This is a genomic window from Neolewinella marina (genome assembly GCF_002631205.1).
In the GTDB taxonomy this organism is placed as follows: domain Bacteria; phylum Bacteroidota; class Bacteroidia; order Chitinophagales; family Saprospiraceae; genus Neolewinella; species Neolewinella marina.
The window spans coordinates 620,617-645,040 of the sequence record NZ_PDLO01000002.1; the positions used below are offsets into that span (position 1 = coordinate 620,617).

Annotated in this window: 31 protein-coding genes; 1 reads left to right on the plus strand and 30 read right to left on the minus strand. The window is 61.0% G+C overall.

Features of this window, described 5'->3' with window-relative positions:
• Positions 1-67 precede the first annotated feature (67 nt).
• The 5 genes from CGL56_RS08025 to CGL56_RS08045 form a co-directional block, all read right to left on the minus strand.
• Positions 68-721: a hypothetical protein gene (locus CGL56_RS08025; protein WP_143470661.1), complete on the minus strand. Its 654-nt coding sequence runs from the start codon at positions 719-721 to the stop codon at positions 68-70.
• Between the two features lie 847 nt (positions 722-1,568).
• Positions 1,569-1,934 carry an SET domain-containing protein gene (locus tag CGL56_RS08030; protein ID WP_099106005.1) on the minus strand — a complete coding sequence of 122 codons (366 nt, stop codon included), beginning with the start codon at positions 1,932-1,934 and terminating at the stop codon, positions 1,569-1,571.
• A 26-nt stretch (positions 1,935-1,960) separates the two neighbouring features.
• The gene (locus CGL56_RS08035) at positions 1,961-2,932 is read right to left on the minus strand and encodes an AAA family ATPase (RefSeq protein WP_099106006.1); all 972 of its coding nucleotides are present in this window, start codon (positions 2,930-2,932) and stop codon (positions 1,961-1,963) included.
• 121 nt (positions 2,933-3,053) lie between these two features.
• The gene (locus tag CGL56_RS08040; RefSeq protein ID WP_099106007.1) at positions 3,054-4,595 is read right to left on the minus strand and encodes a BCCT family transporter; all 1,542 of its coding nucleotides are present in this window, start codon (positions 4,593-4,595) and stop codon (positions 3,054-3,056) included.
• Positions 4,596-4,610: 15 nt separating this feature from the next.
• Positions 4,611-5,312, minus strand: a complete 702-nt coding sequence (locus tag CGL56_RS08045) for a M15 family metallopeptidase (protein WP_245184063.1) — start codon at positions 5,310-5,312, stop codon at positions 4,611-4,613.
• 77 nt (positions 5,313-5,389) lie between these two features.
• On the opposite strand from CGL56_RS08045, the gene CGL56_RS08050 reads away from it, so the two are divergent.
• Positions 5,390-6,955 (plus strand): sodium:solute symporter family protein, encoded by a 1,566-nt coding sequence (locus CGL56_RS08050; protein ID WP_099106008.1) that lies wholly within the window; start codon positions 5,390-5,392, stop codon positions 6,953-6,955.
• Positions 6,956-7,556: 601 nt separating this feature from the next.
• On the opposite strand, the gene CGL56_RS08060 is transcribed toward CGL56_RS08050, so the two are convergent.
• From CGL56_RS08060 to fusA, 25 genes are all read right to left on the minus strand, one after another.
• Entirely contained in the window at positions 7,557-8,801 is a 1,245-nt protein-coding gene (locus CGL56_RS08060) for a BaiN/RdsA family NAD(P)/FAD-dependent oxidoreductase (protein ID WP_099106010.1), read from the minus strand.
• 3 nt (positions 8,802-8,804) lie between these two features.
• Complete coding sequence (locus tag CGL56_RS08065) at positions 8,805-10,196, minus strand: MATE family efflux transporter (protein ID WP_245851942.1); 1,392 nt, start codon at positions 10,194-10,196, stop codon at positions 8,805-8,807.
• Positions 10,197-10,306: 110 nt separating this feature from the next.
• Positions 10,307-11,677 carry a preprotein translocase subunit SecY gene (secY, locus tag CGL56_RS08070; protein WP_099106012.1) on the minus strand — a complete coding sequence of 457 codons (1,371 nt, stop codon included), beginning with the start codon at positions 11,675-11,677 and terminating at the stop codon, positions 10,307-10,309.
• Positions 11,678-11,688: 11 nt separating this feature from the next.
• Positions 11,689-12,135: a 50S ribosomal protein L15 gene (gene rplO, locus CGL56_RS08075; RefSeq protein ID WP_099106013.1), complete on the minus strand. Its 447-nt coding sequence runs from the start codon at positions 12,133-12,135 to the stop codon at positions 11,689-11,691.
• 113 nt (positions 12,136-12,248) lie between these two features.
• The gene (gene rpmD / locus CGL56_RS08080) at positions 12,249-12,425 is read right to left on the minus strand and encodes a 50S ribosomal protein L30 (RefSeq protein ID WP_099106014.1); all 177 of its coding nucleotides are present in this window, start codon (positions 12,423-12,425) and stop codon (positions 12,249-12,251) included.
• Between the two features lie 43 nt (positions 12,426-12,468).
• Positions 12,469-13,044, minus strand: a complete 576-nt coding sequence (gene rpsE / locus CGL56_RS08085) for a 30S ribosomal protein S5 (RefSeq protein WP_099106015.1) — start codon at positions 13,042-13,044, stop codon at positions 12,469-12,471.
• Between the two features lie 11 nt (positions 13,045-13,055).
• Entirely contained in the window at positions 13,056-13,409 is a 354-nt protein-coding gene (rplR, locus tag CGL56_RS08090; RefSeq protein WP_099106016.1) for a 50S ribosomal protein L18, read from the minus strand.
• A gap of 13 nt (positions 13,410-13,422) precedes the next feature.
• A complete protein-coding gene (rplF, locus tag CGL56_RS08095; protein WP_099106017.1) occupies positions 13,423-13,980 on the minus strand; it encodes a 50S ribosomal protein L6 in 558 nt (185 codons plus the stop codon).
• A 60-nt stretch (positions 13,981-14,040) separates the two neighbouring features.
• Positions 14,041-14,451 (minus strand): 30S ribosomal protein S8, encoded by a 411-nt coding sequence (gene rpsH / locus CGL56_RS08100; protein WP_099106018.1) that lies wholly within the window; start codon positions 14,449-14,451, stop codon positions 14,041-14,043.
• A 63-nt stretch (positions 14,452-14,514) separates the two neighbouring features.
• Positions 14,515-14,784, minus strand: coding sequence for a 30S ribosomal protein S14 (gene rpsN / locus CGL56_RS08105; RefSeq protein ID WP_099106019.1), 270 nt, complete (start codon positions 14,782-14,784; stop codon positions 14,515-14,517).
• Positions 14,784-15,347 carry a 50S ribosomal protein L5 gene (gene rplE, locus CGL56_RS08110; RefSeq protein ID WP_099106020.1) on the minus strand — a complete coding sequence of 188 codons (564 nt, stop codon included), beginning with the start codon at positions 15,345-15,347 and terminating at the stop codon, positions 14,784-14,786. The genes rpsN and rplE overlap by 1 nt, the downstream gene beginning before the upstream one ends.
• On the minus strand, positions 15,347-15,715 hold the full coding sequence (gene rplX / locus CGL56_RS08115; protein WP_099106021.1) for a 50S ribosomal protein L24: 369 nt from the start codon (positions 15,713-15,715) through the stop codon (positions 15,347-15,349). The genes rplE and rplX overlap by 1 nt, the downstream gene beginning before the upstream one ends.
• Positions 15,716-15,727: 12 nt before the next feature.
• Positions 15,728-16,096 carry a 50S ribosomal protein L14 gene (gene rplN, locus CGL56_RS08120; protein WP_099106022.1) on the minus strand — a complete coding sequence of 123 codons (369 nt, stop codon included), beginning with the start codon at positions 16,094-16,096 and terminating at the stop codon, positions 15,728-15,730.
• A gap of 33 nt (positions 16,097-16,129) precedes the next feature.
• Entirely contained in the window at positions 16,130-16,564 is a 435-nt protein-coding gene (rpsQ, locus tag CGL56_RS18460; RefSeq protein ID WP_099106023.1) for a 30S ribosomal protein S17, read from the minus strand.
• Positions 16,565-16,571: 7 nt separating this feature from the next.
• A complete protein-coding gene (gene rpmC, locus CGL56_RS08130) occupies positions 16,572-16,832 on the minus strand; it encodes a 50S ribosomal protein L29 (protein WP_099106024.1) in 261 nt (86 codons plus the stop codon).
• A gap of 61 nt (positions 16,833-16,893) precedes the next feature.
• Entirely contained in the window at positions 16,894-17,313 is a 420-nt protein-coding gene (gene rplP, locus CGL56_RS08135) for a 50S ribosomal protein L16 (protein ID WP_099106025.1), read from the minus strand.
• Between the two features lie 294 nt (positions 17,314-17,607).
• The gene (rpsC, locus tag CGL56_RS08140; protein WP_099106026.1) at positions 17,608-18,354 is read right to left on the minus strand and encodes a 30S ribosomal protein S3; all 747 of its coding nucleotides are present in this window, start codon (positions 18,352-18,354) and stop codon (positions 17,608-17,610) included.
• 6 nt (positions 18,355-18,360) lie between these two features.
• Complete coding sequence (rplV, locus tag CGL56_RS08145) at positions 18,361-18,759, minus strand: 50S ribosomal protein L22 (RefSeq protein WP_099106027.1); 399 nt, start codon at positions 18,757-18,759, stop codon at positions 18,361-18,363.
• A 166-nt stretch (positions 18,760-18,925) separates the two neighbouring features.
• Positions 18,926-19,192, minus strand: a complete 267-nt coding sequence (rpsS, locus tag CGL56_RS08150; RefSeq protein ID WP_099106028.1) for a 30S ribosomal protein S19 — start codon at positions 19,190-19,192, stop codon at positions 18,926-18,928.
• 3 nt (positions 19,193-19,195) lie between these two features.
• Entirely contained in the window at positions 19,196-20,032 is an 837-nt protein-coding gene (rplB, locus tag CGL56_RS08155; RefSeq protein ID WP_099106029.1) for a 50S ribosomal protein L2, read from the minus strand.
• A gap of 90 nt (positions 20,033-20,122) precedes the next feature.
• The gene (rplW, locus tag CGL56_RS08160; protein ID WP_099106030.1) at positions 20,123-20,419 is read right to left on the minus strand and encodes a 50S ribosomal protein L23; all 297 of its coding nucleotides are present in this window, start codon (positions 20,417-20,419) and stop codon (positions 20,123-20,125) included.
• Positions 20,412-21,065: a 50S ribosomal protein L4 gene (gene rplD, locus CGL56_RS08165; RefSeq protein ID WP_099106031.1), complete on the minus strand. Its 654-nt coding sequence runs from the start codon at positions 21,063-21,065 to the stop codon at positions 20,412-20,414. The genes rplW and rplD overlap by 8 nt, the downstream gene beginning before the upstream one ends.
• A gap of 27 nt (positions 21,066-21,092) precedes the next feature.
• Complete coding sequence (rplC, locus tag CGL56_RS08170; protein ID WP_099106032.1) at positions 21,093-21,713, minus strand: 50S ribosomal protein L3; 621 nt, start codon at positions 21,711-21,713, stop codon at positions 21,093-21,095.
• 123 nt (positions 21,714-21,836) lie between these two features.
• Positions 21,837-22,145, minus strand: coding sequence for a 30S ribosomal protein S10 (gene rpsJ / locus CGL56_RS08175; protein WP_099106033.1), 309 nt, complete (start codon positions 22,143-22,145; stop codon positions 21,837-21,839).
• A gap of 124 nt (positions 22,146-22,269) precedes the next feature.
• A complete protein-coding gene (fusA, locus tag CGL56_RS08180) occupies positions 22,270-24,402 on the minus strand; it encodes an elongation factor G (RefSeq protein WP_099106034.1) in 2,133 nt (710 codons plus the stop codon).
• Between the last annotated feature and the right edge of the window lie 22 nt (positions 24,403-24,424).

Here is a 24,424-nt window from a genome sequence, read left to right on the forward strand (position 1 = left end):
TCAAAAATGGGGTCGGGGATCGCCCTGACCCTACTAACGTCGGCCGCTCCGGATTGCGCGTCCGGGACTACCAATAGGGTTGCGGCAGCTGGCGTACCCGAAGATCGTACATAAACCGATAATAGTTCGGCAGCGCCTCCGCGGTTCGCCCGCCCAGCCACTGGGCCGGGTAACCGTTGGCGAGGCGGTAGGCGTCCTCGATGACGTCCGCCATTTGCTCGTAGTTGAAGGACAGCAGGGATTCGGCCGCCCGCAGACCGGGCAATCCCCCATAGTCGTAGCCCGCCGCCGTGCGCTGGGCGGCCAGGGCCCGGGGAATGTAAAGGGCGCCGTGGTGGACGTACTGCCACACGTGGACCACCTCGTGCACCAGGGTGGGCTCGGAAATCGGGCCCCAGGAGTTTATGGTGTGAAAACTGACGTACAGAAAGCGGTACTGCCGCGGCCCCAGCTGCGCCCGCTCGTCGATGCGGATAAGGTCGTAGGGAACGCTGTCGCCAAAAATCGGCTGCAGCAGTATCCTCTCCCGGGGGCTCAGTCGCCGCAACCCCGGGGTGAGCCGGTTGCTCACGGCCTCGTAAAGGTCAAAGACGAACAGCAGGTCGAGGAACTGAAAAGCCCGGTCCGCCCAGGCCGTCGCGACGACGGAAGGGGGCAGGGGCCGGCGCAGACGGCGCCACCGCAGGCGGATGCGGGAAAGGATGCTTATGATGGAGATCAAGGCTTCGGGTTGCGGCATGCAAACAACGCGGCCGCCCATTCGTATGTCGGGAAACCCGAATAAAGCGTAGCTGTAGGGGCAGGAGTCGAACCTGCACGGGGCGGTTAGCCACTTTTCAACGCTCCGGAGAGCGGCGCTCACGCGGAGCACTGGACGGTGGTTTATCCCGGCCTCCCCACCCGCGAGACAAGCGGGCATGGCTGCCAATTTCATCACCCTACAAAATGGTACCCATCGGAAAATCGTGCTTCTCCGGAAAGGGGTACGTTATCGCTGTAAGGGCAGGAGTCGAACCTGCACGGGGCGGTTAGCCCGTTTCAGTGCTCCGGAGAGCATCACTCGTGCGGAGCGCTGAATAGGGTTTATCCCGACCTCCCCACCCGCGAGACAAGCGGGCATGGCTGCCAATTTCATCACCTTACAAAATGGTACCCGCTGGAAAATCGTGCTTCTCCAATAATGGGTACGTTATCGCTGTAAGGGCAGGAGTCGAACCTGCACGGGGCGGTTAGCCCGTTTCAGTGCTCCGGAGAGCATCGCTCACGCGGAGCGCTGAACTGGGTTTATCCCGACCTCCCCACCCGCGAGACAAGCGGGCATGGCTGCCAATTTCATCACCTTACAAATTATGAACGCCGCCGTTGCTTCGTCCTTGCATTAGCAAAGATGCAATCATTGACCCCAAACATACAACGTTTCGCAATGATTTTGGATTAGATTTATCGTTCATCAAATGAAACGCCATATATCTTTGATTAAATTCAAAACGATACCCATTTCCCGCATTCCCTTTCGATAATTGACAAGACTGTTTCCGGGCAATATGCGCGGGGTCTTTCCCTCCGATTCAGAACCACACCTCTTCCCCCCCACCAACCACGTAGTCAATGAGCAATTCCTGCCCCGCGGCGATGGGCATCCGGGCCGTAAACCGGATCTGGTCGAAGTCGTAATCCATCTCGAAATCCAGGTTCGGGGTGGTGGAGTGGTTATAGAGCGAGCCGTACCCCAGGGCAATGGCGGCCCCTTCTCCGTCCCAAACGAAGTAGTAGTCGTGCAGCCCCGTGGCGTGGATGGCTTGCCGGTCCTCGGCGCTGAGTACGACCACGGGGGCCAGCTCCACAACGGTGCCCGCCGCGATGGCCTCCGCGGTAAAAACCCCCCGCCCCCCGAGGGGGCTGGGCCGGATGTAGAGAAAGGGGAGGTGAAGCATGGTTGGGGTTTGGCAGCGCCGCTACCCTAGAACAGGCCCTGGATGACCTGCTCCTCGGTTACCCCCTCGGCTTCGGCCTTGTAGTTGCGTACGATGCGGTGGCGGAGGACGTAGTTGGCGATGGCCTGTACGTCCTCGATGTCCGGGCTGTACTTCCCGTTGATGGCGGCGTGGCACTTGGCGCCCAGGACCAGGTACTGGCTGGCGCGGGGGCCCGCTCCCCAGCTGATGTATTCGTTGACGTCCTTGCCGGCCCGGCTGGTGTTGGGCCGGGTTTTGCCGGTCAGCTTCACGGCGTACTCCAGTACGTTGTCGCTGACGGGGATCTTGCGGACCAGTTGCTGGAAGTAGAGGATGTCCGCGCCGCTGAGCACGTGCTGTACGCTGTTGCGGGTAACCCCGGTGGTGCCCCGCACGACGGCAAGCTCCTCCTCGTAAGAGGGGTAATCCAGGGGAATGTTGAACATGAAGCGGTCGAGCTGGGCTTCGGGCAGCGGATAGGTGCCTTCCTGTTCAATGGGGTTCTGGGTGGCCAATACGAAGAAGGGGGCCGGCAGGGGGTGGCGCACCCCGCTCACGGTCACCGACCGCTCCTGCATCGCTTCCAGCAGGGCGGCCTGGGTTTTGGGGGGCGTGCGGTTGATCTCGTCGGCCAGCACGATGTTGGCGAATAGTGGCCCGGGATTGAATTCAAAGTGGCGCGCGTCGTTCAGGATCTCCGAGCCCGTGATGTCAGTGGGCATCAGGTCGGGAGTGAACTGCACCCGCTTGAAGTCGAGTTCCAGCACCTCGGAAATGGTGGAGACGAGCAGCGTCTTGGCCAGTCCGGGCACGCCCACCAACAGGGAATGCCCATTGCTGAACAGGGAAATCAAAACCGATTTAACTACTTCCTGCTGCCCCACGATCACCTTGGCGATCTCGGTACGCAGGTCTTGGTAAGCTTGGGCGAGGGCATCGACGGCTTCGACGTCGGAGGAATATCGGGGGGTGGCCATGGGCGGTACGGTAGCGTGGGGTTTGGGTTAATTCGGGGTGGAGTGGTCCACTTACAGCAGGGCAGATGGCCGGGTCAGGCCAGCGCCGTACGGAAAACGGGCAATCCGCATTCAAGGTATGTCATAGTTTACGGTTGGTCGCTCCGTTTGTTGCCCCCCGCCAGCTTTTCCAGGCCAGTCGCCCCAGGCCCACCGCTCCCAGCAGGAACAACAGCATGGCCGGGAAACCACCCAGGGTGGAAATGAGGCGTATGCCGTCCAGCCCCGCGTAGCTGACCAGCACCCAGGCCGTGAGACCAATCGTGGCGCCCCAGAGCAGCTTCATCCCCAGGGGCGCCTCGGCGGAGGCCGGCCCGGTATCGCGCATGCAGAGGGCGCTCATCGCCGACACGTTGGAATCCGCCGCCGTCACGTAGGACAGGAACACCAGTAGGAGAAACAGCAGGGCAGTTACGGCTAGTCCCGGCAGTTCCGCCAGCAGGGCGTAGGCCACCGCCTCCGGCCCACCGGCGGTGAGGGCCGTCGTGAGCACGCCCCCACCCTGCCCATCGATCATCACGGCCGTGCCTCCGAAGGCCACCATCCATCCCGCCCCGAAGAGGGAGGTGAACAGGAGGTTCACTTCGATGAAGCGCCGCACCGTATAGCCGCGGGCCAGCCGCCCCAGAAAGAGGGCGGTGATCGGCGCCCAGGCGTACCAGTTGGCCCAGTAGAAGCCGGTCCAGGCGTGGCTCCAGGCTTCGGGGATGCCGGAGTCGAAGCCCAGGTTCCGCGCCCAGAAGGTAGCCAGGTAGTCGGCCAGCCCCCCGCCCGCCAGCCGGAGGGTGTCGAGGGTAGGGCCCGCGAGAAAGACGAAACCCGCCAGCAGCATGAAGCCGATGATGTTGTAATTGGAAAGGAGCCGGATACCCCGCTGCAGGCCCGTGGCCGCCGAGATGCTGAAGGCGGTGACCACCACGCCAATGATCACGGCCAATCGACCGGGTGTGGCACCCGTCGCTCCGCCGCCGAAGTAGCCAGACAGCCCCCCGCTCAATGCCAGACTCCCCGCGCCCAGGGCCGCGGCCATCCCGGCCACCAGGGCGAACAGGCACAGTGCGTCGATGATGGCCCCGCCGTGGGTGTGTACCCGGGGCCCCAGCAGCGGCCGCAGCAGGGTACTGAGGGAAAAGGGCTGTCCGTGACTGTAAAACCCGAGGGCAAATAACAGTCCGCCCACCGTATAGATGGCGTAAGGCGTGAGGGTCCAGTGCAGGAACAGGGTGGAAAGGGCAAATACGGCCGGATTCTCCTCCCCGGCCGGGGGTGGGTCACTGAAGTGGTAGATCGGCTCGGCAATCCCCCAGAACAGGATGCCGGTAGCAATGGTGGTACAGGCCGTGACGGCAAACCAGCGCCAGGGGGTGAGCAGGCGGGTGGCTCCGGCCCCACCGATGACGGTCCGGCCCAGCGGAGAAAGGTAGACGGCCAGCAGCAGGGGCAGGTAAGCGGTACACGACCAGGAAAAGAGCCAGTCGAAGTGGGCCAGCACCCAGTCGCTCGCGCCCTGGGCCGCCGCGATCAGGCCCACCGGCTCCCGCAGGGCCACCACGGCACAGCCGAGCAGCGGCAGCAGGGGCGGCAGCAGAACGGCGTAGCGGATGCGGGAGAGGGTATCGGGCAAGAGGGAGCGTTTTGCCTACGGACAGGGCCACGTCCACTCGCTGAGCGGAAAACGGGGCCCCCGGAAGTTGAAATGCCACCACTCCGTTCGAATGGTGGCGAAGCCATACCGTACCATCGCATCCTGCAGGATGCGGCGGTTTTCGCCCGCTGGCGCCGGCAAATTGGTAGTGGTGGTATAGGCCTCCTCCCCGAAGAAATCGTAGGGGGTTCCCATCTCGAGTTCCTCACCCGTCGTCCGGTTCACCAGGGTGAGGTCGGCCGCCGCGCCCCGGCTGTGGACGCTGCCCCGGGCCGGGTGGGCCACGTAGCGGGCGTCGGGCATCACGTCCCACAGCCGCTGCTGGTAGGGGCCCGGCCGGTAGCAATCGAACAGCTTGAGGCCCAGCCCGCGCCTGCCCAGGTCCTCGTGGACCGCCAGCAGGGCCCGGGCCACCGCCGGCCGGAAAAAGCAGCGGCCACAATCGTAGATCTGCTGTTCCATGAAGTTGTTGTCGGTAGCGTAGCGGATTTCGAGAACGATACTGGAATCCAGCCGGATCAGTTCCGTCCACTCCGAAGTGTCGTAGTCCACCGGAGCCGGGAGCGATGGTGGTGGAGGCGGGGCCGGAGCCAGAGCTACGGGAAAGGGCACCTCCTGTCCACCCGGCTCCGGGTTGCCGCGGTCGCAGGCGGTGAACAGCAGGGCAAGCAGCAGGGAAAAGGCAAGGCGTGGCATGGTGGGTAAAGTATGGATTTTGCCGGCGAGTAAGGTCCCGGCAGAGTACTTTGTGCCCTTCACCCCGCAACTGCCCCATGCCCCTCCGTTCCCAAGGACTTCCCCTGCTGCTCCTCGGCACCCTGTTGGGGGGGGCGGCGGCCTACCTCTATTGGTTTACCGAGGAGGACGTGCACTGGCCGGCCTTTTTCAGCATGGCGGTCTTCTACGCCGTAGTTTACTACATCGGCGCCCGGGCCGCTGGACGGCGGCGGGAGGAGGACAACGACGCCGACGGCATGATGCTGGCCGGCCGCAGCCTGCCCCTCTACCTGGCCATTTTCACCATGAGCGCCACCTGGGTCGGCGGCGGCTTCATCAACGGGACGGCGGAATACACCGCCACCCAGGGGCTGGTGTGGGTACAGGCCCCCTGGGGCTACGCCCTCTCGCTGGTGATCGGCGGACTATTCTTCGCCCGCACCATGCGGCGGCGGCGCTACCGCACCATGCTCGACCCCCTGACCGAGCGCTACGGCGAGCGGCTGACGGCCGTGCTGTTCCTGCCCGCCCTCACGGGGGAGCTATTCTGGACCGCCGCCATCCTCACCGCCCTGGGGGCCACCTTCGGCACCGTACTCGGCATCGACCTCACCACCGCCATCCTGCTTTCGGCTACTATTGCCGTGGCCTATACCGCCCTGGGGGGATTGTGGGCGGTAGCCATGACGGACGTGGTGCAGTTGCTTATCCTCTTCATCGGCCTGGCCCTCATCGTACCCTTTGCCCTGTCGTACACCGGAGGGCTCGGGGCTACCTGGACTGCTTACCGCGACACCTTCGGCGCGGCGGCCAGTCCCTTCCCTTCGCGGGAGGCGCTTGGCGGGGCGTACTGGACGTGGTGGGATTATGCCCTGCTGCTCGTCTTCGGCGGTATCCCCTGGCAGGTCTACTTCCAGCGGGTACTGGCGGCCCGGGATGAGAACACGGCCGTCCGTCTCAGTCTGATTGCCGGCGTGGTGTGCCTGCTGGCCGCCGTCGCTCCGGTATTGATCGGAATGATCTCCGCCACGGTCGACTGGTCGCTGATCGCCGCCGGGCCTCCCCCCGACGCCAGCGCCACCCTGCCCTGGGTAGTGCGCTACCTGACCAATCCGGTAGTGGCGGTCATCGGCCTCGGAGCCGTTGCCGCTGCCGTAATGTCCAGCGTAGACAGCAGCGTGCTCAGCGCCAGCAGCATGGGAGTCTGGAACGTCTACAAACCCCTGGTGGATCCCGGGATGCCGGACAGCCGGCTGGCCGTATTGATTCAACGGTGTATCTGGATCGTCGGAGTGGCGGCCACCCTAATCGCTTTCCAGGTAAGGAGCGTCTACGCCCTCTGGTTCCTGTGTTCCGACTTCGTCTACTGCCTGCTCTTTCCGGCTCTGGTCTGCGCCCTCTTCGATCCCCGGACCAACCGCTACGGTGCCCTGGCCGGTTTTGGGCTGGCCGCCCTGCTGCGTTTCGGCGGTGGTGACGCTACCCTGGGGTTACCAGCCTTCCTGCCCTACCCCGCCGACTTCCCCTTCCGGACCACGGCCATGCTGGCCGGATTGCTGGCCAGCATGGCCGTGTCCCGCCTGACCCCTAACCAGCGGCTTCCGGACTCCAGCCACCGATAAGCCGCCCCCGGAAAAAGCGGTTAATTGTCGCACTTCAGCCAAAATAGATGAACGTCTGGGCAATTTCTGTATTTCGCCCTTGACTATTGAACATCCAAGGCCGTATATTACTTGTGGAGTTGGTCTATTGCCAATTCCGATTATTAGGTTTTGACTTACGCAACACTGAACCTTTTGGTTCGCTTGAACAACACAACATGAAGTTTTTTACCTCGCCGTATATGATGGCGGTGGCAACTATCATCTATATGGTAGTTGGAACTGTCAGGGATGCCTACTTCCCCTCTCCCGAGACACCCGTTGTATCGGCTCCCCCGCCTGCGAACTCAGGTCCCTTCCTGGCCGGACCACCCGCCGCGACCGCTTCACCATCCACCTTTATCACATCCTTTACTTCCTACTCCCCGGAGGCGGCCGGCCATTTGACCGGCCACCGCCTTGAGCCACGGCCGGAGTGCGAGCATACCGCCCCCACCGCCGTGCTTGCGGAGAGCGCGCCGGCCAGTAGCAGAGATACGACCGCCTACGCCGTTCAAGATCCCGTTGCCCCCGCCCCCCAGCAGGCATTGCCGGAGACCTCCCTGCTGCTTGTAGAGGGTCTCTAGTCCGCAAGCGGTGGCTGCTGGCCAATGAGCCAACCACCCGTCCAGGCCGCCTGAAAATTAAATCCGCCGGTAATGGCGTCTATGTCCAGTACCTCCCCCGCCAGGGAGAGAGAAGGGTAGCGCTTGGAGCGGAAGGTGCGGAAGTCCACCTCCCGCAGGTCCACGCCGCCCGCTGTGGTGAATTCGTCCTTGTTGGTTGCTTTCCCCGTCACCCGGTATATGCCCCCGGCAAGTTGCTCCGTAAGGGCGTCAAGTTGGTCGTTGGAGAGCTGGGCCCATTGCTGGTCTTCGGGAATGCCGGCGGCGGCGAGCAGGGACTGCCACAGGCGCAGGGGAATCTCGAATTGGGCGCGCTTGCCGATCTGCTGCCGGCTGCGTTCTCCCCGCAGTTCCGCGAGGGTGGCACTTACGTCCTGGGCCCGCTGCCCGATCCAATTGACCACCAGGTCGAAGTTATAGCTCCGGGGATGCAATTGCCGCGCACCCCAGGCGCTGAGGCGCAGCACCGCTGGTCCGCTCAGCCCCTTGTGGGTGATGAGCAGGGGGCCCTCCGCCCGCAGGTCATCACCGGTAATGTGCAGCTGGGCCCAGGGCAGACTGATGCCCGCCAGTCCCTGCAGCCGGGGATCGCGGATGTTGAAGGCGAAAAGGGAGGGGACCGGATCCACGACGGTATGCCCCAGTCCGGCCAGCATTTTCCACACCGCAGGGTTGCTGCCGCTGGTCACCACGAGCTCCCGGGAGGCGTAGCGTTGTCCGCCGACCCCTACGGTCCACCACGACGGTTCCGCGGCAGCATCCGGGCGGCGGGGCGCGGGTGCCGCGATGGAATCCACCCGGGCGCCGGTAACCACCACCACCCCCAGCCGCTTCGCCTCCTGCCACAGGCAGTCGATGATGGTCTGGGAATCGTCGGACACTGGAAACACCCGGCCGTCGTCCTCGATCTTCAGTTCCACCCCCCGGTCGGCGAACCAGCCCATGGTATCTCCACAGGCGAACTTGTGGAAGGGCCCCAGCAATTCCCGACCGCCCCGGGGGTAAAACTTCACGAGCTCCCGGGGTTCCCAGCAGGCGTGGGTGACGTTGCACCGCCCGCCGCCACTGATGCGAACTTTCTCAAGTACCGCCCGGCCGCGTTCCAGGATGACCACCCGTTCTCCGGGTCGGTTGGCCGCGCGGTGGATTGCGGCAAAGAAGCCGGCGGCTCCGCCACCAATGATCAGGGTGTCCGTCGTCATAGGTCAGATTACTTTGGTTTTCCAGCGGCCCCGGCGGAACAGCGTTATGGCGATGGCCGCCAGTACGCATTCGGCGAGTACTACCGCCCAGACTACCCCGCTGACCTCGTATCCCAGGTTGATGGCCAGATAGTAGCCCAGGGGTATTTCAATGAGCCAGAAGCAGATGAAGTTGAGCAGGGAGGGGGTAGCGGTATCCCCCGCCCCGTTGAAGGCCTGAATGGGAATCAAGCCCAGCCCAAAGACGACGTAACCAATGGCGAATATCCGCAGGGCATCCACCCCGTAGCCGATGGCCACGGGATCCTGGGTGAACCCCTGCACCAGCGGCCGCGCCAAAAAGTAGTACCCCATGGAGAGCAGCCCCAGGTAAAGGCTGGTGATGCCCAGCGCCCACCAAACGCCCCGCTCGGCCCGTAAGGGCCGGGCCGCCCCGAGGTTCTGTCCCACGAAAGTCGCTGCCGCGTTGGAGATGCCCCAGGCGGGAAGCAGGGTAAAGAGAATGAGGCGAATGCCAACCGTGTAGCCGGCCACCGCCGAAGGGCCGAAACTGGCAACGATCCGGGCCAGGAAGATCCAGCTGGCCGAGCCGATGAGGTACTGAAACGCCCCGGTAGCGGCAACGCGGAGTACGCGGGCCTGCATCCCCAGGTCGAGCCGCCACCCACCCAGCCGCAAACGGACCACCGACCGGCCACTGAAGAGTATGTAAAGCTGGTACCCCACCCCCACACTGCGACCGATGGTCGTGGCAATGGCCGCCCCCTCGACTCCGAATCCGGGAATCGGCCCCAGACCGAAAATGAAGAGGGGGTCGAGCAGAATATTCATCCCGTTGGCGAGCCAGAGAACGCGCATGGCCGTCGCGGGCTCCCCCGCCCCCCGGAACACGCCGTTGAGGAGGAAGAGCAGCATGATGACGCCGTTGCTGGCGAACATGATTCGGGTGTACCCCACCCCGGCGGCTACCACGGAGGCATCAGCCCCCATAAGGGCAAGGAGTTCGGCGGCGTAGAGGTAGCCCGGTACCGCGATGAGCAGACTGATGGCCAGGGTGAGGACGATGGACTGACCGGCCGCCCGGCTCGCCAGGGCCGGATTCTTTTCGCCCACGAAACGGGCAATCAAGGCCATGGGGGCCAGGCTCAGCCCCAGGCCGATGCTGTAAATGAGGGTCATCATCACCTCCGTCAGGCCGATGGTGGTGAGGGCCTCCACCCCGATGCGCCCGACGAAAAAGGTGTCCACCAGGGCAAAGACGCTTTCCATGGCCATCTCGAGCATCATCGGGATGGACAGCAGGACGATCGACTTGCGGATACTCCCCGAGGTGTAGTCGTAGGCTTCTCCGCGTACAGCCGACAAGACGAGTTGGACAAAGCGGTTGTTACGCACGGGGGGGGAGGGTTTCCGGAAGTTAAGGCGGGAAGACCGGCGGTCGGTCCCAAAAAAGAACGGATGCCCCGCGGGGGACATCCGTTCCGTAACACTTATGATTTTGAAGGCTAGAAATCGGCACCGATCTGCTGCATCCGGCTGCCGGTTCCCCGGCCCTGCAGACGTCCTTCTTTAGAAAGTCCGTCGTACTTCCGCATGAGCAGATATGTATCAATTTGCTGTAGGGTATCGAGCACCACACCCACCATGATGATCAGGGAGGTACCCCCGAAGAAGATGGCGAACTGCTGGTTGATGCCAACCCCGGCTACGAAAGCGGGGAGGATGGCGATCAGGCCGAGCAGGATGGATCCCGGAAGGGTGATCCGGCTGGTGATCGAGTCGATGTATTCTTCGGTTTCCGTGCCGCCGCGCACGCCGGGAATGAAGGCATTCTGGCGCTTCAGGTATTCGGTGTACTGGCTGGGGTTGACCACCAGCGCCGTGTAGACGTAAGTGAAGGCCACCACCAGTACAAAGTATACGATGTTGTACAGCGGGGAAGTAAAGTCGTTGAACTGCAGGGCAAGCCAGCTGGTCTCCGCGTCGCCACCGGCAAAGCCGGCCAGGCTGGCGGGTACGAACATCAGCGCCTGGGCGAAGATGATCGGCATGACGCCCGAGGCGTTTACCTTCAGGGGGATGTAATCCCGGGCCGTGGTAGAGGGGGCCGCACCGACTCCCCGTCCCACCATACGCTTGGCGAACTGAATCGGAATCTTGCGGACACCGGTCACGATCATCACCGTAGCCATGGTTACCAGGAAGAAGCCGAGCATCTCCAGAACGAAGATGAGCAGGGCTCCGGCCTGCAACCGCGACTGCAACTCGAAGCCGAGGGCGGCGGGCAGTCCGACGATGATGCCGACCGTAATCAGCAAGGATACACCGTTGCCGATGCCGCGGTCCGTGATCCGCTCACCGAGCCACATCGCGAAGATGGTGCCGGTAGAGAGGATGATGATGCCGGAAATCCAGAACACCGATTCGGACACGGCGGGGCTTACGCCTCCCTGTGACCGGATGTAGGTGAGGTAACCGGCACCCTGTACCAGGGTGATGGCCACCGTAAGGGCCCGGGTGATCTGGGTCAGCTTTTTCCGGCCCGACTCTCCTTCCGTCTTCTGAAGCTTCTGGAAGTAAGGGACCGCAAAGCCCAGCAACTGCACGATGATGCTGGCCGTAATGTAGGGCATGATGCCCAGGGCCATGATCGAAGCGTTGTTGAAGGCCCCGCCGGTGAAGAGGTTGATCAGTCCCAGCAGGTCATTGGCGTCTCCCCGGTTGGCCAGGCTGGCCTCGAGAGCGGCAATGTCCGCTCCGGGAAGAACGATGAAAGAACCAAGGCGGTAAACGGCCATAAGGGCGAGGGTGAAGAGGATGCGGTTCCGCAACTCCTCAATCGACCAGATATTTTTAATTGTCTCGAAAAACCTCATGGCAGGGTAGTTTAGGCGATGGTAATGGTACCACCTGCTTTCTCGATGGCCTCTTTGGCGGTGGCGCTGACGGCGTGAGCCGTGATGGTCAGCGCGGTGGTCAGCTCACCGTTTCCGAGTACTTTGAAGCGGACGTCCTTCTTGAGGATACCGGCGTCAAAGAGGGTTACGGGAGTGATTTCCGTCAGACCGTGCTTTTCGCTAATGGCCTGGAGGTTGCCGAGATTCAAAGCTACGTATTCTACGCGATTCGGGCTGTTAAAACCGCGCTTGGGCAGCCGCATCTGGAGGGGCATCTGGCCACCTTCGAAGTTGCGCTTGCTCTTGTAGCCGCTGCGGGATTTGGCGCCCTTGTGGCCGCGGGTGGAGGTACCACCGCGTCCGGAACCTTGTCCGCGAGCGATCCGCTTGCCCGACTTGGTGGAGCCGGCGGCGGGTTTGAGATTATTGAGTTCCATTGCTTCTTAGTTTAGGTCGCTGGAGGGGAATAGCTGGCGCAGGCCGGGGATTTCACTACCCGCGTGGGCAGTGGTAGGACGGGAAAACCCGTGGTGACGGCCGGCGCGGGGCACTACTCTTCTACGACGACCAGGTGGGACACTTTGTTAACCATTCCGCGGATTACCGGAGTATCCTCACGCTCGACGGTCTGGTGCATTTTTTTGATACCGAGGGCCTTCATCGTGTCTTTCTGGCTCTTGGGCCGGTCGATGACACTTTTGACCTGGGTGATTCTAAGGGTTGCCATTGTACATGGTTTGTTCCGACGGGAGTCGGGGGGTGGATGAGGGCTAGCCTTCGAAAAGTTTCTCCATGGAAATGCCGCGCTGCTTGGCGATCAGCTGGGGGCTGCGCAGTTTCTGCAGGGCATCGATGGTGGCCTTGATCACGTTGTGGGGGTTGGAAGAACCCTGCGACTTGGCCAGTACGTTGTGTACCCCGGCGATGTCGAGGACGGCGCGCATGGCACCACCGGCGATTACACCGGTACCCTCGCTGGCAGGCTTCAGGAGCACCTTACCGGCGCCGTACTTACCCAGCTGCTCGTGGGGGATGGTACCCTTGAAGAGCGGGATCTTGATCATGCTCTTGCGGGCTACGTCGGTGGCTTTCTGGATGGCCTCCGAGATGTCACGGGCCTTGCCCATGCCGTGGCCAACTTTGCCTTTTCCGTCACCCACCACCACGATGGCGGCGAAGGTGAAGGTACGACCACCCTTGGTTACCTTGGATACCCGGTTAAGGGCTACCATTTTTTCCTTCAGGTCGGATTCGTGCTGGTCGCCGCGGTTGTTACGTCCGCGGTTGTCACGGTTGTCGCGCCGGTTGCTACGTCCACCGCCGCTGTTGTTTCTATTATCAGCCATTGGAGCTTAGTTTAAAGGTTGAGGCCACCCTCACGGGCACCTTCCGCGAGTGACTTCACCCGACCGTGATACAAATAGCCGCCCCGGTCAAAGAGGGCCTTGTCGATACCGGCGGCCTTGGCGCGCTCGGCGATGAGCTTGCCCACTTCGCGGGCCTGGTCCGACTTGTTGCCTTCGTTGGCAACGGCGGCTTCGAAGCTCGAGGCGCTGGCGAGGGTGGTGCCGTTCTCGTCGTTGATGAGTTGGGCGTAGATATAGCGGTTGGAACGGAATACGTTCAGGCGGGGCTTCTCGGCCGTACCCTGGATCTTTTTCCGGACGCGGCTGTGGATCCGCTTGCGCCGCTTCAGTTTCGTTAGTTGCATGGCTATTATCTTTTTACTTCTTAGCGGCGGTTTTACCGGCTTTGCGACGGATTTCTTCGCCTTCGAAGCGGATACCTTTTCCTTTGTAGGGTTCGGGCTTGCGCAGGGCGCGAATCTTGGCGGCTACCTGTCCGACGAGTTGCTTGTCGTTGCTGGTAAGCTTGATGAGGGGGTTCTTACCCTTGGCGTTCACGGTCTCCACGTTGACTTCGGCGGGAACCATGAAGTATACGGGGTGGGAGAATCCGAGGGTGAGGATGAGCAGGTTGCCCTTGTTCTCGGCGCGGTAACCGACGCCGATGACTTCCAGGGTAAGGGTGTAGCCGTTGGTTACGCCTTCGACCATGTTGGCCATGAGGGCACGGTACAGGCCGTGGAAGCTGCGGTGGCGCTTGCTGTCGGAGGGACGGGTAACGAGTACCTCGTCGTCGCCGATTTCAATGCCCATGTCGGGGTTGACCTGCTGGGTCAGCTCGCCTTTGGGGCCCTTGACCGTCACCAGGTTGCTCTTGGAGACGGACACGGTGACGCCCGAGGGGATCGCTACCGGATTTTTGCCAATTCTAGACATAATATTGTGGTTGATCTTACGGACCGCCGGGGGCGGCCCTGCAGAGGTGGACTATGCGGATTAGTATACGTAAGCCAGTACTTCGCCGCCGACGTTCGCATCGGTGGCTTGGCGGCCCGTCATTACCCCTTTGCTGGTGGATACGATGGCGATACCCAGGCCGTTGATGACGCGGGGCATGGCATCGGCCTTGGCGTACTGCCGCAGGCCGGGCTTGGAAACGCGGACGAGTTTGCGGATGACGGGGCGCTTGGTTTCCCGCTCGTACTTGAGCGCGATGCTGATAACGCCCTGCTGTCCTTTGCCAGCTTCGTCGTCAAACTTGTACTTCAGGATGTAGCCCTGATCGTAGAGGATTTCGGTGATGCGCTTCTTGGTACGGGAAGCGGGGACCGTTACTACGCGGTGACCGGCGATCTGAGCGTTGCGGATGCGGGTCAAATAGTCGGCGATGGGGTCAGTGACTGCCATGATAGGAGATTGCGCCCTGTGGTTTTCCTGGTGGAACTTCCGGGGCTGTGAATAGTAAGGGGTTTACCAGGAAGCCTTGCGGACACCCGGAATTTTGCCGTCAAGGGCCATTTCACGGAACTTGACGCGGCACAGGCCGAACTTACGCATGTAGCCCTTGGGGCGACCGGTGAGTCCGCAGCGGTTGTGCAGGCGGATGGGGTTGGAGTTGCGGGGGAGCTTGTCCAGCTCTTCCCATTCTCCGGCGGCCTTCAGCGCGGCACGCTTTTCGGCGTACTTGGCGACCATGCGCTCCCGCTTGCGTTCGCGGGCGATGAGTGATTTACGGGCCATTACTGGTTGTTGTTCTGATTCTTGAATGGAAGGCCAAGCTCACGGAGCAGGGCCAGGGCCTCGGCGTCGGTCTTGGCACTGGTTACGAAGGTGATGTCGTAACCGGTAATGTTGGCCACGTCGTCCAGGCTGATCTCCGGGAAGATGATCTGCTCGGATACGCCCATGGTGTAGTTACCACGGCCGTCGAAGCTTTTGTCGTTGATGCCGCGGAAGTCGCGGACACGGGGCAGGGCGGTAGAAATCAGGCGATCGAGGAAGTCGTACATCTTCTCGCGGCGCAGGGTGACCTTGGCTCCGATGGCCATGCCGTCGCGCAGCTTGAAGTTCGATACCGATTTCTTGGCCTTGGTGGTGACGGCTTGCTGGCCGGCGACCAGGGTCATCTCCTTGACGGCGTTCTCTACGAGTTTGCGGTCCTGAGTACCCTTACCAACGCCCTGGTTGATGGCGATCTTGAGCAGACGGGGCACCTCCATGGGCGACTTGTAGCCGAACTGCTCCTGCAGCTTGCTGCGTACTTCCTCGTCGTACTTTTTCTTTAGTCTTGGCGTGTAGCTCATTATGCGATGATGTTGTCGTTACGCTTACCGTAGCGCTGGAGTTTACCGTTTTCGTCCCGCTTGCGGCCCACGCGGGTGGGCATTACCTCTTCCGAGGAGGGGTCGACCAGCATCAGGTTGCTGATGTGAATGGGGGAAGCCTTGTCGACGATGCCGCCGGCGGAATCCTCCGTGGGTTTCTGGTGCTTCTTGCGGATGTTGACGCCGTCGACCAGGGCCCGGTTCTCGGCCGGAAATACTTCCAGCACCTCACGGGCGGTGGTGCGGTCCTTGTAGGCGCCGCTGATTACGACCACCCGATCGCCCTTTTTGATCTTCAGCTTGGGCGTGTGCCGCTTCTGCTTGTCTTTATAGGTCTTGTTAGCCATGGCTGCTTTTATTTAGAGTACCTCGGGGGCGAGTGATACGATCTTCATATAATCGCGGTCGCGAAGCTCTCGGGCAACGGGGCCGAAAATGCGGGTTCCGCGGGGCTCTTCGGCGGCGTTGAGCAGTACTACTGCGTTGTCGTCGAAGCGAATGTAGGAGCCGTCCTTGCGGCGGATCTCTTTCTTGGTGCGTACGACTACGGCCTTGGAGACCGAGCCTTTCTTTACGTTGCCACCGGGGGATGCTTCCTTGACGCTGACTACGATCTGATCGCCGATGGTGGCATAGCGACGCTTAGAACCGCCCAGTACCCGGATACAGAGTACTTCTTTGGCTCCGCTGTTGTCGGCTACGCGCAAACGTGATTCCTGTTGGATCATTTCAAATTTCTTTTACTGCCGTTTACGATTGGGTTACTTGGCCTTTTCCAGGACGGAAATCAGGCGCCAGCGCTTGCGCCGGCTGAGGGGCCGGCACTCCATGATGCGGACGAGGTCGCCAATCTGGCACTCATTCGCTTCGTCGTGGGCGATCAGCTTCTTGGTTTTCTTTACGTACTTTCCGTAGATCGGGTGCTGCAGGCGGCGCTCGATGGCCACGGCGATGGTCTTGTCCATCTTGTTGCTCACCACGTAGCCATCGCGCGTCTTGCGCTCGTTGCGGCCGGAAGTGTTGGCGGCGGCGGCGTCATCGCCACCGGAGACGGCCTTGGCAACCTGCTCCACGGCGTGGGTAGCGGATTCTACCAGCGAATCGGCGGCACCGGTAATCGTTTCCAGAACGCCACCCTCTTGGGTCTTGCCTTTGGGCTGTTCGTTCTCCGGAGTGTTCTTTTCCTCGTTACTCATGTTGTAATTACTTTTTACGACGACGGCGGCGGATGTTGTCACGCTTGGCGAGCTCTTCCTGGGGCAGGGCCTCAAGCTCGCGGCGGCGGATTTCGGTCTTGATCCGTGCTACATCACGACGGACGGTCCGCAGCTGCAGAGGATTCTCGATACCGTTTACGGTGTGATCGAAGGTCATTTTCTGTAGGCTGCTGGTAGACTCTTTCAGCTGATCCTGAAGATCGGCGTCGGAGATGTCCCGCAGCTCTAGGGTTTTATTACTCGCCATCGGAAAGTGATTGACCGCGCGGCAGGCCGGCGGATTTAGCTTTGAATTATTGAATGCAGGGTTATCCCTGGTAGTCTACTCGCGTGGTGATCTTGGTCAGTACGGGCAGCTTCTGTGCGGCCAGGCGCAGGGCCTCCTCGGCAACTTCGCGGCTCACGCCGTCCAGTTCGAAGAGAATGCGTCCGGGCTGTACCTGGGCAACCCAGTGGTCCAGGGCACCTTTACCCTTACCCATCCGCACTTCGAGCGGCTTGCTGGTAATGGGCTTGTCGGGGAAGATGCGAATCCACACCTTGCCTTCCCGTTTCATGTGACGGGTCATGGCAATACGGGCGGCTTCGATCTGCCGGTTGGTGATCCGGCCGGAATCCAGGCTCTTGAGCCCAAAACTTCCAAAGGAAACCAAGGTACCACGTCCAGCCAGGCCACGGTTGCGGCCCTTCTGCTGCTTGCGGTATTTCGTTCTTTTCGGCTGTAACATTTTACTATTTTTAAGAGGGCTCTCTTAGAGCGGGGCAAAGGTACGATTTTCCTCGGACAATCGAAAGTCCGTGGCCCGTTTTCTTCCGAGCAAAAGAAAGCAAGGTAGCAACGGGCGTCTTCCCGGCTGCTACCCTGCTTATCAGGGATGAGGACCAGCGCAAAGGTTTCTTTGATGGTCCCCGGTTCAGTTGTTCTCGCCCAGGGCGGTTAAGTCGGCCGGCGGTGTGCCTGCCCCGCCCGGAGGGGACGGGGCAGGCGACCGGCGTTGGAGTAGGGTTGGTTGGGGCGGGGCCTAGCGGCGTCCACCTCCCCGACGGCCGCCACGGCCGCCGCCTGCACCGGAGCCTCCGCCACCGCGGCGATCGTCGCGATCGCCTTTGGTAGCCAGTCCGGCGTTGGGGTTCAGGTCCCGCTTGCCGAGTACCTCACCCTTACAGAGCCACACCTTGATGCCGATACGGCCGTAGACCGTGTGGGCTTCCTTGTGTGCGTAGTCGATATCGGCCCGGAAAGTGTGGAGGGGCGTACGTCCTTCCTTGTACTCTTCGGTACGGCTCATGTCCGAACCGTTGAGGCGGCCCGAGATGCGAATCTTGATGCCTTCGGCACCGGCCCGCATCGTGGAAGCGATGCTGGTCTTGATGGCGCGGCGGTAGTTGATCCGGGCTTCGATCTGGTTGGCGATGGATTCGGCCACGATGTTGGCATCCAGCTCCGGCTTGCGGATCTCGATGATGTTGATCTGGATGTCCTTGTCCGTCAGCCGGCGCAGCTCCTCGCGGATCTGGTCGATCTCCTTACCACCCTTACCGATGATGATACCGGGGCGGGAGGTGTGGATGGTGAGGGTTACCCGCTTGAGGGTACGCTCGATGATGATCCGGGCGATGCCGCCCTTGTGGATCCGGGTTTCGAGGTAGGTGCGCAGTTTCTCGTCCTCGATGACGTTGGCTGCGTAGTCTTTATCAGCGAACCAGTTGCTGTCCCAGCCGCGAATGTAACCGAGTCGGTTACCAATTGGATTTGTCTTCTGACCCATGGTATGTTATTCTTGGACGGTTTCGGGTTCGGACGCTTCCACTCCCTCGCTGGGCAGGGGAACGCTGTTGGATACTTTGATGGTAATGTGGCAGCTGTGCTTCCGGATACGGTGGGCGCGGCCGTGGGGAGCCGGGCGGAACCGCTTGATCTGGGCACCGGCGTCGGCGAAGATCTCACTGATGACCAGGTCGTACTCGTCGGCGCTTTCCAGTCCGTCGGTCTTGTACTCCCAGTTGGCGATGGCCGAAAGCAGGTTCTTGCGCAGCCAGATGGCGGCCTCCTGCTTGCTGTACTCCAGAATACCCAGAGCCTCTCCTACCCGCTTGCCGCGGATCAGGTCGACGACGAGCCGCATCTTGCGGACCGACATCGGAATGCTATTTAAACTTGCTGTTGCTTCCATTAGATAGGATAATTACGAGGGAACGGGTTAGTAAGCCGGGCCACCAGGGGCGAGGACCTACTCTTCCTTCACTCTGTGATAAGTACGAAGTTCTAAGTTTGAAGTACGAGGTTCGAGGGTGTTACGCCTGTCTTTCGTACTCAGACCTTGGTTCCTGGTACTTTAATTACTTCTTTTTACCGCCGTGGCCGCGGAAGGAACGGGTGGGGGCAAACTCACCGAGCTTGTGTCCTACCATGTTCTCCGTAACGTAGACCGGAACGTGGGTTTTACCGTTGTGTACCGCGATGGTCAGTCCGACCATATCGGGAACGATCATGGATGCCCGCGACCAGGTCTTGATCATGCCTTTGCGACCGCCTTCCTGCGACTTCACGATCTTGTCGTAAAGCTTGTGGAATACGTAGGGGCCTTTCTTGAGGGAACGTGCCATAATTTACTTCTTATTCTTGGTCTTGCGACGGCTGATGATCATTTTGTTGCTTGCCTTGTTGACGTTGCGCGTCTTCTGGCCCTTGGCCATGATACCGGTGCGCGAACGGGGGTGACCGCCAGAGGCACGTCCTTCACCACCACCCATGGGGTGATCGACGGGGTTCATGGCTACGCCACGAACGCGGGGACGGCGACCCAGCCAACGGTTCCGGCCGGCCTTACCGGCAACGGTCAGGGCGTGGTCGGGGTTGGAGGTAGCTCCGATGACGGCGCGGCAGGTCTTGAGGATGCGACGCACCTCACCGCTGGGCAGCTTGACGGACACGAAGCGTCCTTCCTTGCCCATCAGTACGCCGTTCGTTCCGGCCGAGCGGGCCAGGGCGGCACCTTTGCCGGGCTGCAACTCGATGTTGTGGATCTGGGAACCCAGGGGCACGTCACCCAGCAGCATGCAGTGGCCTACGTCCGGGGTAGCCTCGGGGCCGCTCATGATGGTATCGCCTACGGTCAGGCCCTGGGGGGCGATGATGTAGCGCTTCTCTCCGTCGGTGTACTCCACCAGGGCGATGAAGGCGGTACGGTTCGGATCGTACTCGATGGTCTTGACCTCGGCACGGATGCCGTCCTTCTCACGACGGAAATCGACGATACGGTAACGGCGCTTGTGGCCACCGCCGCGCTGGCGCACGGTCATCTTACCGGTCCGGTTACGACCGCCGGTCCGCTTTACGGGGGCCAGCAGGCTCTTCTCCGGCTTGTCGCCCGTCAGTTCGGTAAACTTGTTACCGATGTGGAAGCGGGATCCGGCGGATACCGGCTTAAACTTCTTAATTGGCATTATTGCACTGGTTGTCCGGTGAATCTCGGAGCAAAAAGACGGTGACCCAGATCGACCCTGGCCCGCTGCTCCCCACCCACCGGGGTTATTTTAATATTCGTTGTACAAGTCGATGGTGTCGCCTTCGATCAGGGTGACTACGGCTTTCTTGTAACCGGAGACCCGACCGCGGATGACGCCCGACTTGGTCGATCTGTTCTTGCTCTTGCCCGGCATGTTCATCGTGTTGACCGAGTCTACGGTTACCCCGTAGCGGGCCTCGATGGCGTTGCGGACCTGAATCTTGTTGGCGGTGCTGTTCACCACGAAGGTGTACTGCTCGCGGGTTTCGCTGAGTAGTTCGGCCTTTTCCGAAACTACCGACTTGATGAGGATATTCTTAGCCATTGGTCGTTGTGGTTTCGAAGGCGGCGAATTGCTCCTTCAGTTTATCAATTGCACCCTCGGCGATGAGGATCGTGGAGGCGCGCATTACTTCGTAGGTGTTCAGGGCACTGGCACTGACGATGGTGCTGTTGGGCAGGTTGCGGCCGCTGCGGAAGACGTTGGCGTCGTTCTCGGCGGTGATCAGCAGTACCTTTCCTTCGGTGGCCTTCACGGCGTCCAGGAATTTAACAAATTCCTTCGTCTTCGGGGCATCGAATTGGAGGTCTTCTACCAGCTTGATGTTTCCGGCGGCGGCTTTGGCCGACAGGGCCGAGGCCCGGGCGGTCAGCTTGACGCGCTTGTTCAGCTTGATGCCGTAGGTGCGGGGGCGGGGGCCGAAGATGCGACCACCACTGCGGAACAGCGGGTTCTTGATGTCGCCCTTACGCGATCCACCGGTACCCTTCTGCTTGTGCAGTTTCTTGGTCGAGCCGGCTACTTCGCCGCGCTCCTTGGCTTTGTGGGTGCCCTGACGCTGAGCGGCCAGGTAGGCCTTGACGGCCAGGTAAACGGCGTGCTCGTTGGGAGCGACGCCGAAGATGTTCTCGGGCAGCTCGACCTCGCGGCCGGTTTCGGCACCCGTTGCACTATGAACTTGGAGTTTCATGTTTATGTATTTTTTGTGGCGGGTGCCTTACTTGTGAAGAATTACGGTTCCACCCTTGGGTCCGGGTACGGCGCCCTTTACCAGGATCAGGTTGCGGTCGGGGAATACTTTCAGTACCCGGAGGTTCTTGATCGTGACCCGTCCACCACCGTCGCGACCGGCCATCCGCATGCCTTTGAAGACGCGGGCGGGGTAGCTGGCGGCACCGATCGAACCCGGAGCGCGCTGGCGGTTGTGCTGACCGTGGGTGGCATCGTTGACGCCCTTGAAGTTGTGGCGCTTGACCACACCCTGGAAGCCCTTGCCCTTGCTGGTTCCGACGGCGGCACAGAGGTCGCCTTCCACGAATACCTCATCGACGGTGACGGTGTCGCCCAGCGCCTTGGAGAGGTTCATGTCCCGGAACTCGATCACGTCGGTCTTGGGGGTGGTATCGGCGGCCTTGAAGTGGCCGGCCAGCTGCTTGCTGGTCTTCTTCTCCTTGCGCTCGCCGTAGGCCAGCTGCAGGGCGTTGTACTGATCCGTATCGTCAGTCTTTACCTGCGTAACTACACAGGGTCCGGCCTCAATGACCGTACAGGCCACGTTGCGGCCCGCGTCGTCGAAGATGGAGGTCATCCCGACTTTCTTACCAATTATACCGTTCATTGGTCTAAATTTATCCGCCTTCCCCGCGAGTGGGGAGCGGGCGGTATGCTCCCGGCCGTTGGGGAAGGGAGCAGTTAACTAAATAATGGTCCAACCGCCGCCGAAGCGGCAAGCGAGCAGCGCTTAGGTGAGCTTCACCTGAATGTCCACCCCGCTGGGAAGCTCCAGCTTCGCCAGGGCATCAACCGTCTTCTGGTTGGGGGTGTAAATTTCGATGAGGCGCTTGTGGGTGCGCAATTGAAACTGCTCCCGGGATTTTTTATTTACGTGCGGCGAGCGCAGAACGGTGTAAATATCTTTCTCGGTGGGCAGCGGAATCGGGCCGGTTACAATGGCCCCACTGTTCTTTACGGTCTTGACGATCTTCTCCGTGGACTTGTCTACCAGGTTATGATCGTAGGACCGCAGCTTAATGCGAATTTTCTGATTCATGCCAGTTTTAAATTTCAAGATGGTAAGGAGTAAGGGAGTAAAGGAGGCGGGCACTGCCCTACCCTCCCTTACGCCTTTACCCCTTGAGAACCGAAGAGCATTCTCTCCGGGGTTGATTTAGTGATTAAGCCTCGCCGCGTGCCTTGGCGATGATCTCCTTGGCTACGCCTTGGGGGGCCTCGGCGTAGTGGCTGAAGGTCATGCTCGAGTTAGCACGGCCGGAAGTGATGGTACGCAGGTCGGTTACGTAGCCGAACATTTCGCTCAGGGGAACGTCGGCCGTGATCCGGACGGCACCGCCGGTTACGGGGTTCTGTCCCTTGGGCAGACCGCGGCGACGGTTGAGGTCACCGATTACGTTACCGGTGTACTCTTCCGGGGTGATGATGACGACCTCCATGATGGGTTCGAGCAGCTTGGGCTGGGCCTGGTTGGCGGCAGCCTTGAAGCCTTCCTTGGCACAGAGTTCGAAAGCGATCGGCTTGGAGTCGACCGAGTGCATGGCACCGTCGAATACCCGCACCTTCATGCTGTCGATGGTGTAGCCGGCCAGAACGCCGTTCTTCATCATCGCCTTGAATCCGTCACGGATCGGCTTCTGGTAGTTCTTGTCGATCGAGCCACCAACGATGTCCCAGACGAACTGCAGGCTTTCCTTGCCGCTCTTGAAGTCTTCGCTTTCCAGGAACTCCTCGTCGGCGGGGCCGAGGTCGAAGCTCATGTCGGCGAACAGACCCGAACCACCGGACTGCTTCTTGAGGCGCTCGCGGTGAGTGACGGTGTTGAAGAGGGCTTCCTTGTAGTTTACCTGGGGGGCACCTACGTTGGCTTCCACCTTGAACTCCCGCTTCAGGCGGTCGACGATGATCTCCAGGTGGAGCTCACCCATACCGCTGATGACGGTCTGGTTGGTGTCTTCGTCGTACTTGACCTGGAAGGTAGGATCCTCCTCGGCCAGTTTGCTCAGGGCCATGCCCAGCTTGTCGATGTCTTTCTGCGTCTTGGGCTCCACGGCTACTCCGATTACGGGGTCGGGGAAGACCATGCTTTCCAGTACGATGGGGTGGTCGGCGTCGCAGAGGGTATCACCGGTACGGATGTCCTTGAAACCTACGGCGGCGGCGATGTCACCGGCTTCTACCTTGTCGATGCTCTCCTGCTTGTTGGCGTGCATCTGGTAGAGGCGGCTGATCCGCTCCTTGGAGTCGCTGCGGGTGTTCTTTACGTAAGAACCGGCCTCGAGCTTGCCCGAGTAAACCCGCATGAAGGCCAGGCGGCCAACGAAGGGGTCGGTAGCGATCTTGAATGCCAGGGCGGCGAAGGGCTCATCGACGGATGCCTTGCGGGTGAGGATCTTCTCCTCGTCGTCGGGGTGGGTACCCTTGATGGCGGGAACGTCCAGCGGGCTGGGCAGGTAGGCACAGACGGCGTCGAGGACGGCCTGTACACCCTTGTTCTTGAAGGCGGAACCGCACATCATCGGTACGAAAGCGGCGTCGGTGACGGCGTCGCGGACGGCCTTGCGGACCTCCTCTACGCTGATGCTTTCGGGATCCTCGAAGTACTTCTCCAGCAGGCTCTCGTCGTATTCCGCAACGGCCTCGAGCAGTTTCTCGCGCCATTCCTCTACGGTTTCGACCAGGTCCTCGGGGGTTTCGATTACCTCGAAGGTCATGCCCTGGTCCTCTTCGTTCCAGACGATGGCCTGCATGGTGATCAGGTCAACCACGCCCTTGAAGCGCTCCTCGGCACCGATGGGTACCTGCAGGGGGATGGCCTTGGAACCGAGCTTCTCCTCTACGTCCTTGACAACGGCGAAGAAATCTGCACCCGAACGGTCCATCTTGTTGACGAATCCGATCCGCGGCACCTTGTAGTTGTTGGCCAGGCGCCAGTTGGTTTCCGACTGGGGCTCCACACCGGATACGGCGCAGAACAGGAACACCAGACCATCCAGTACGCGCAGCGAGCGGTTCACCTCTACGGTGAAGTCCACGTGGCCGGGGGTATCGATGATGTTGAAGGTGTAGCTCTGATCCTTCCAGATCCACTTGGTGTGGGTGGCGGCGGAGGTGATCGTGATGCCACGCTCCTGCTCCTGCTCCATCCAGTCCATGGTGGCCGCACCGTCGTGCACCTCACCGATCTTGTGGGAGATGCCGGTGTAGTAAAGAATACGCTCGGTAGTGGTGGTCTTACCCGCGTCGATGTGGGCAGCAATACCGATGTTTCGGGTATATTTCAGATCCGTTGCCATGGCAGGGGATATTTATAATTTA

Excerpts from the sequence above, each read along its gene's own strand:
- CGL56_RS08030 (WP_099106005.1), bottom strand. The coding sequence starts at position 1,934 with ATGCTTCACCTCCCCTTTCTCTACATCCGGCCCAGCCCCCTCGGGGGG.
- CGL56_RS08035 (WP_099106006.1), bottom strand. The coding sequence starts at position 2,932 with ATGGCCACCCCCCGATATTCCTCCGACGTCGAAGCCGTCGATGCCCTC.
- CGL56_RS08045 (WP_245184063.1), bottom strand. The coding sequence starts at position 5,312 with ATGCCACGCCTTGCCTTTTCCCTGCTGCTTGCCCTGCTGTTCACCGCC.
- CGL56_RS08050 (WP_099106008.1), top strand. The coding sequence starts at position 5,390 with ATGCCCCTCCGTTCCCAAGGACTTCCCCTGCTGCTCCTCGGCACCCTG.
- CGL56_RS08060 (WP_099106010.1), bottom strand. The coding sequence starts at position 8,801 with ATGACGACGGACACCCTGATCATTGGTGGCGGAGCCGCCGGCTTCTTT.
- secY (WP_099106012.1), bottom strand. The coding sequence starts at position 11,677 with ATGAGGTTTTTCGAGACAATTAAAAATATCTGGTCGATTGAGGAGTTG.
- rplO (WP_099106013.1), bottom strand. The coding sequence starts at position 12,135 with ATGGAACTCAATAATCTCAAACCCGCCGCCGGCTCCACCAAGTCGGGC.
- rpmD (WP_099106014.1), bottom strand. The coding sequence starts at position 12,425 with ATGGCAACCCTTAGAATCACCCAGGTCAAAAGTGTCATCGACCGGCCC.
- rpsE (WP_099106015.1), bottom strand. The coding sequence starts at position 13,044 with ATGGCTGATAATAGAAACAACAGCGGCGGTGGACGTAGCAACCGGCGC.
- rplR (WP_099106016.1), bottom strand. The coding sequence starts at position 13,409 with ATGCAACTAACGAAACTGAAGCGGCGCAAGCGGATCCACAGCCGCGTC.
- rplF (WP_099106017.1), bottom strand. The coding sequence starts at position 13,980 with ATGTCTAGAATTGGCAAAAATCCGGTAGCGATCCCCTCGGGCGTCACC.
- rpsH (WP_099106018.1), bottom strand. The coding sequence starts at position 14,451 with ATGGCAGTCACTGACCCCATCGCCGACTATTTGACCCGCATCCGCAAC.
- rpsN (WP_099106019.1), bottom strand. The coding sequence starts at position 14,784 with ATGGCCCGTAAATCACTCATCGCCCGCGAACGCAAGCGGGAGCGCATG.
- rplE (WP_099106020.1), bottom strand. The coding sequence starts at position 15,347 with ATGAGCTACACGCCAAGACTAAAGAAAAAGTACGACGAGGAAGTACGC.
- rplX (WP_099106021.1), bottom strand. The coding sequence starts at position 15,715 with ATGGCTAACAAGACCTATAAAGACAAGCAGAAGCGGCACACGCCCAAG.
- rplN (WP_099106022.1), bottom strand. The coding sequence starts at position 16,096 with ATGATCCAACAGGAATCACGTTTGCGCGTAGCCGACAACAGCGGAGCC.
- rpsQ (WP_099106023.1), bottom strand. The coding sequence starts at position 16,564 with ATGAGTAACGAGGAAAAGAACACTCCGGAGAACGAACAGCCCAAAGGC.
- rpmC (WP_099106024.1), bottom strand. The coding sequence starts at position 16,832 with ATGGCGAGTAATAAAACCCTAGAGCTGCGGGACATCTCCGACGCCGAT.
- rplP (WP_099106025.1), bottom strand. The coding sequence starts at position 17,313 with ATGTTACAGCCGAAAAGAACGAAATACCGCAAGCAGCAGAAGGGCCGC.
- rpsC (WP_099106026.1), bottom strand. The coding sequence starts at position 18,354 with ATGGGTCAGAAGACAAATCCAATTGGTAACCGACTCGGTTACATTCGC.
- rplV (WP_099106027.1), bottom strand. The coding sequence starts at position 18,759 with ATGGAAGCAACAGCAAGTTTAAATAGCATTCCGATGTCGGTCCGCAAG.
- rpsS (WP_099106028.1), bottom strand. The coding sequence starts at position 19,192 with ATGGCACGTTCCCTCAAGAAAGGCCCCTACGTATTCCACAAGCTTTAC.
- rplB (WP_099106029.1), bottom strand. The coding sequence starts at position 20,032 with ATGCCAATTAAGAAGTTTAAGCCGGTATCCGCCGGATCCCGCTTCCAC.
- rplW (WP_099106030.1), bottom strand. The coding sequence starts at position 20,419 with ATGGCTAAGAATATCCTCATCAAGTCGGTAGTTTCGGAAAAGGCCGAA.
- rplD (WP_099106031.1), bottom strand. The coding sequence starts at position 21,065 with ATGAAACTCCAAGTTCATAGTGCAACGGGTGCCGAAACCGGCCGCGAG.
- rplC (WP_099106032.1), bottom strand. The coding sequence starts at position 21,713 with ATGAACGGTATAATTGGTAAGAAAGTCGGGATGACCTCCATCTTCGAC.
- rpsJ (WP_099106033.1), bottom strand. The coding sequence starts at position 22,145 with ATGAATCAGAAAATTCGCATTAAGCTGCGGTCCTACGATCATAACCTG.
- fusA (WP_099106034.1), bottom strand. The coding sequence starts at position 24,402 with ATGGCAACGGATCTGAAATATACCCGAAACATCGGTATTGCTGCCCAC.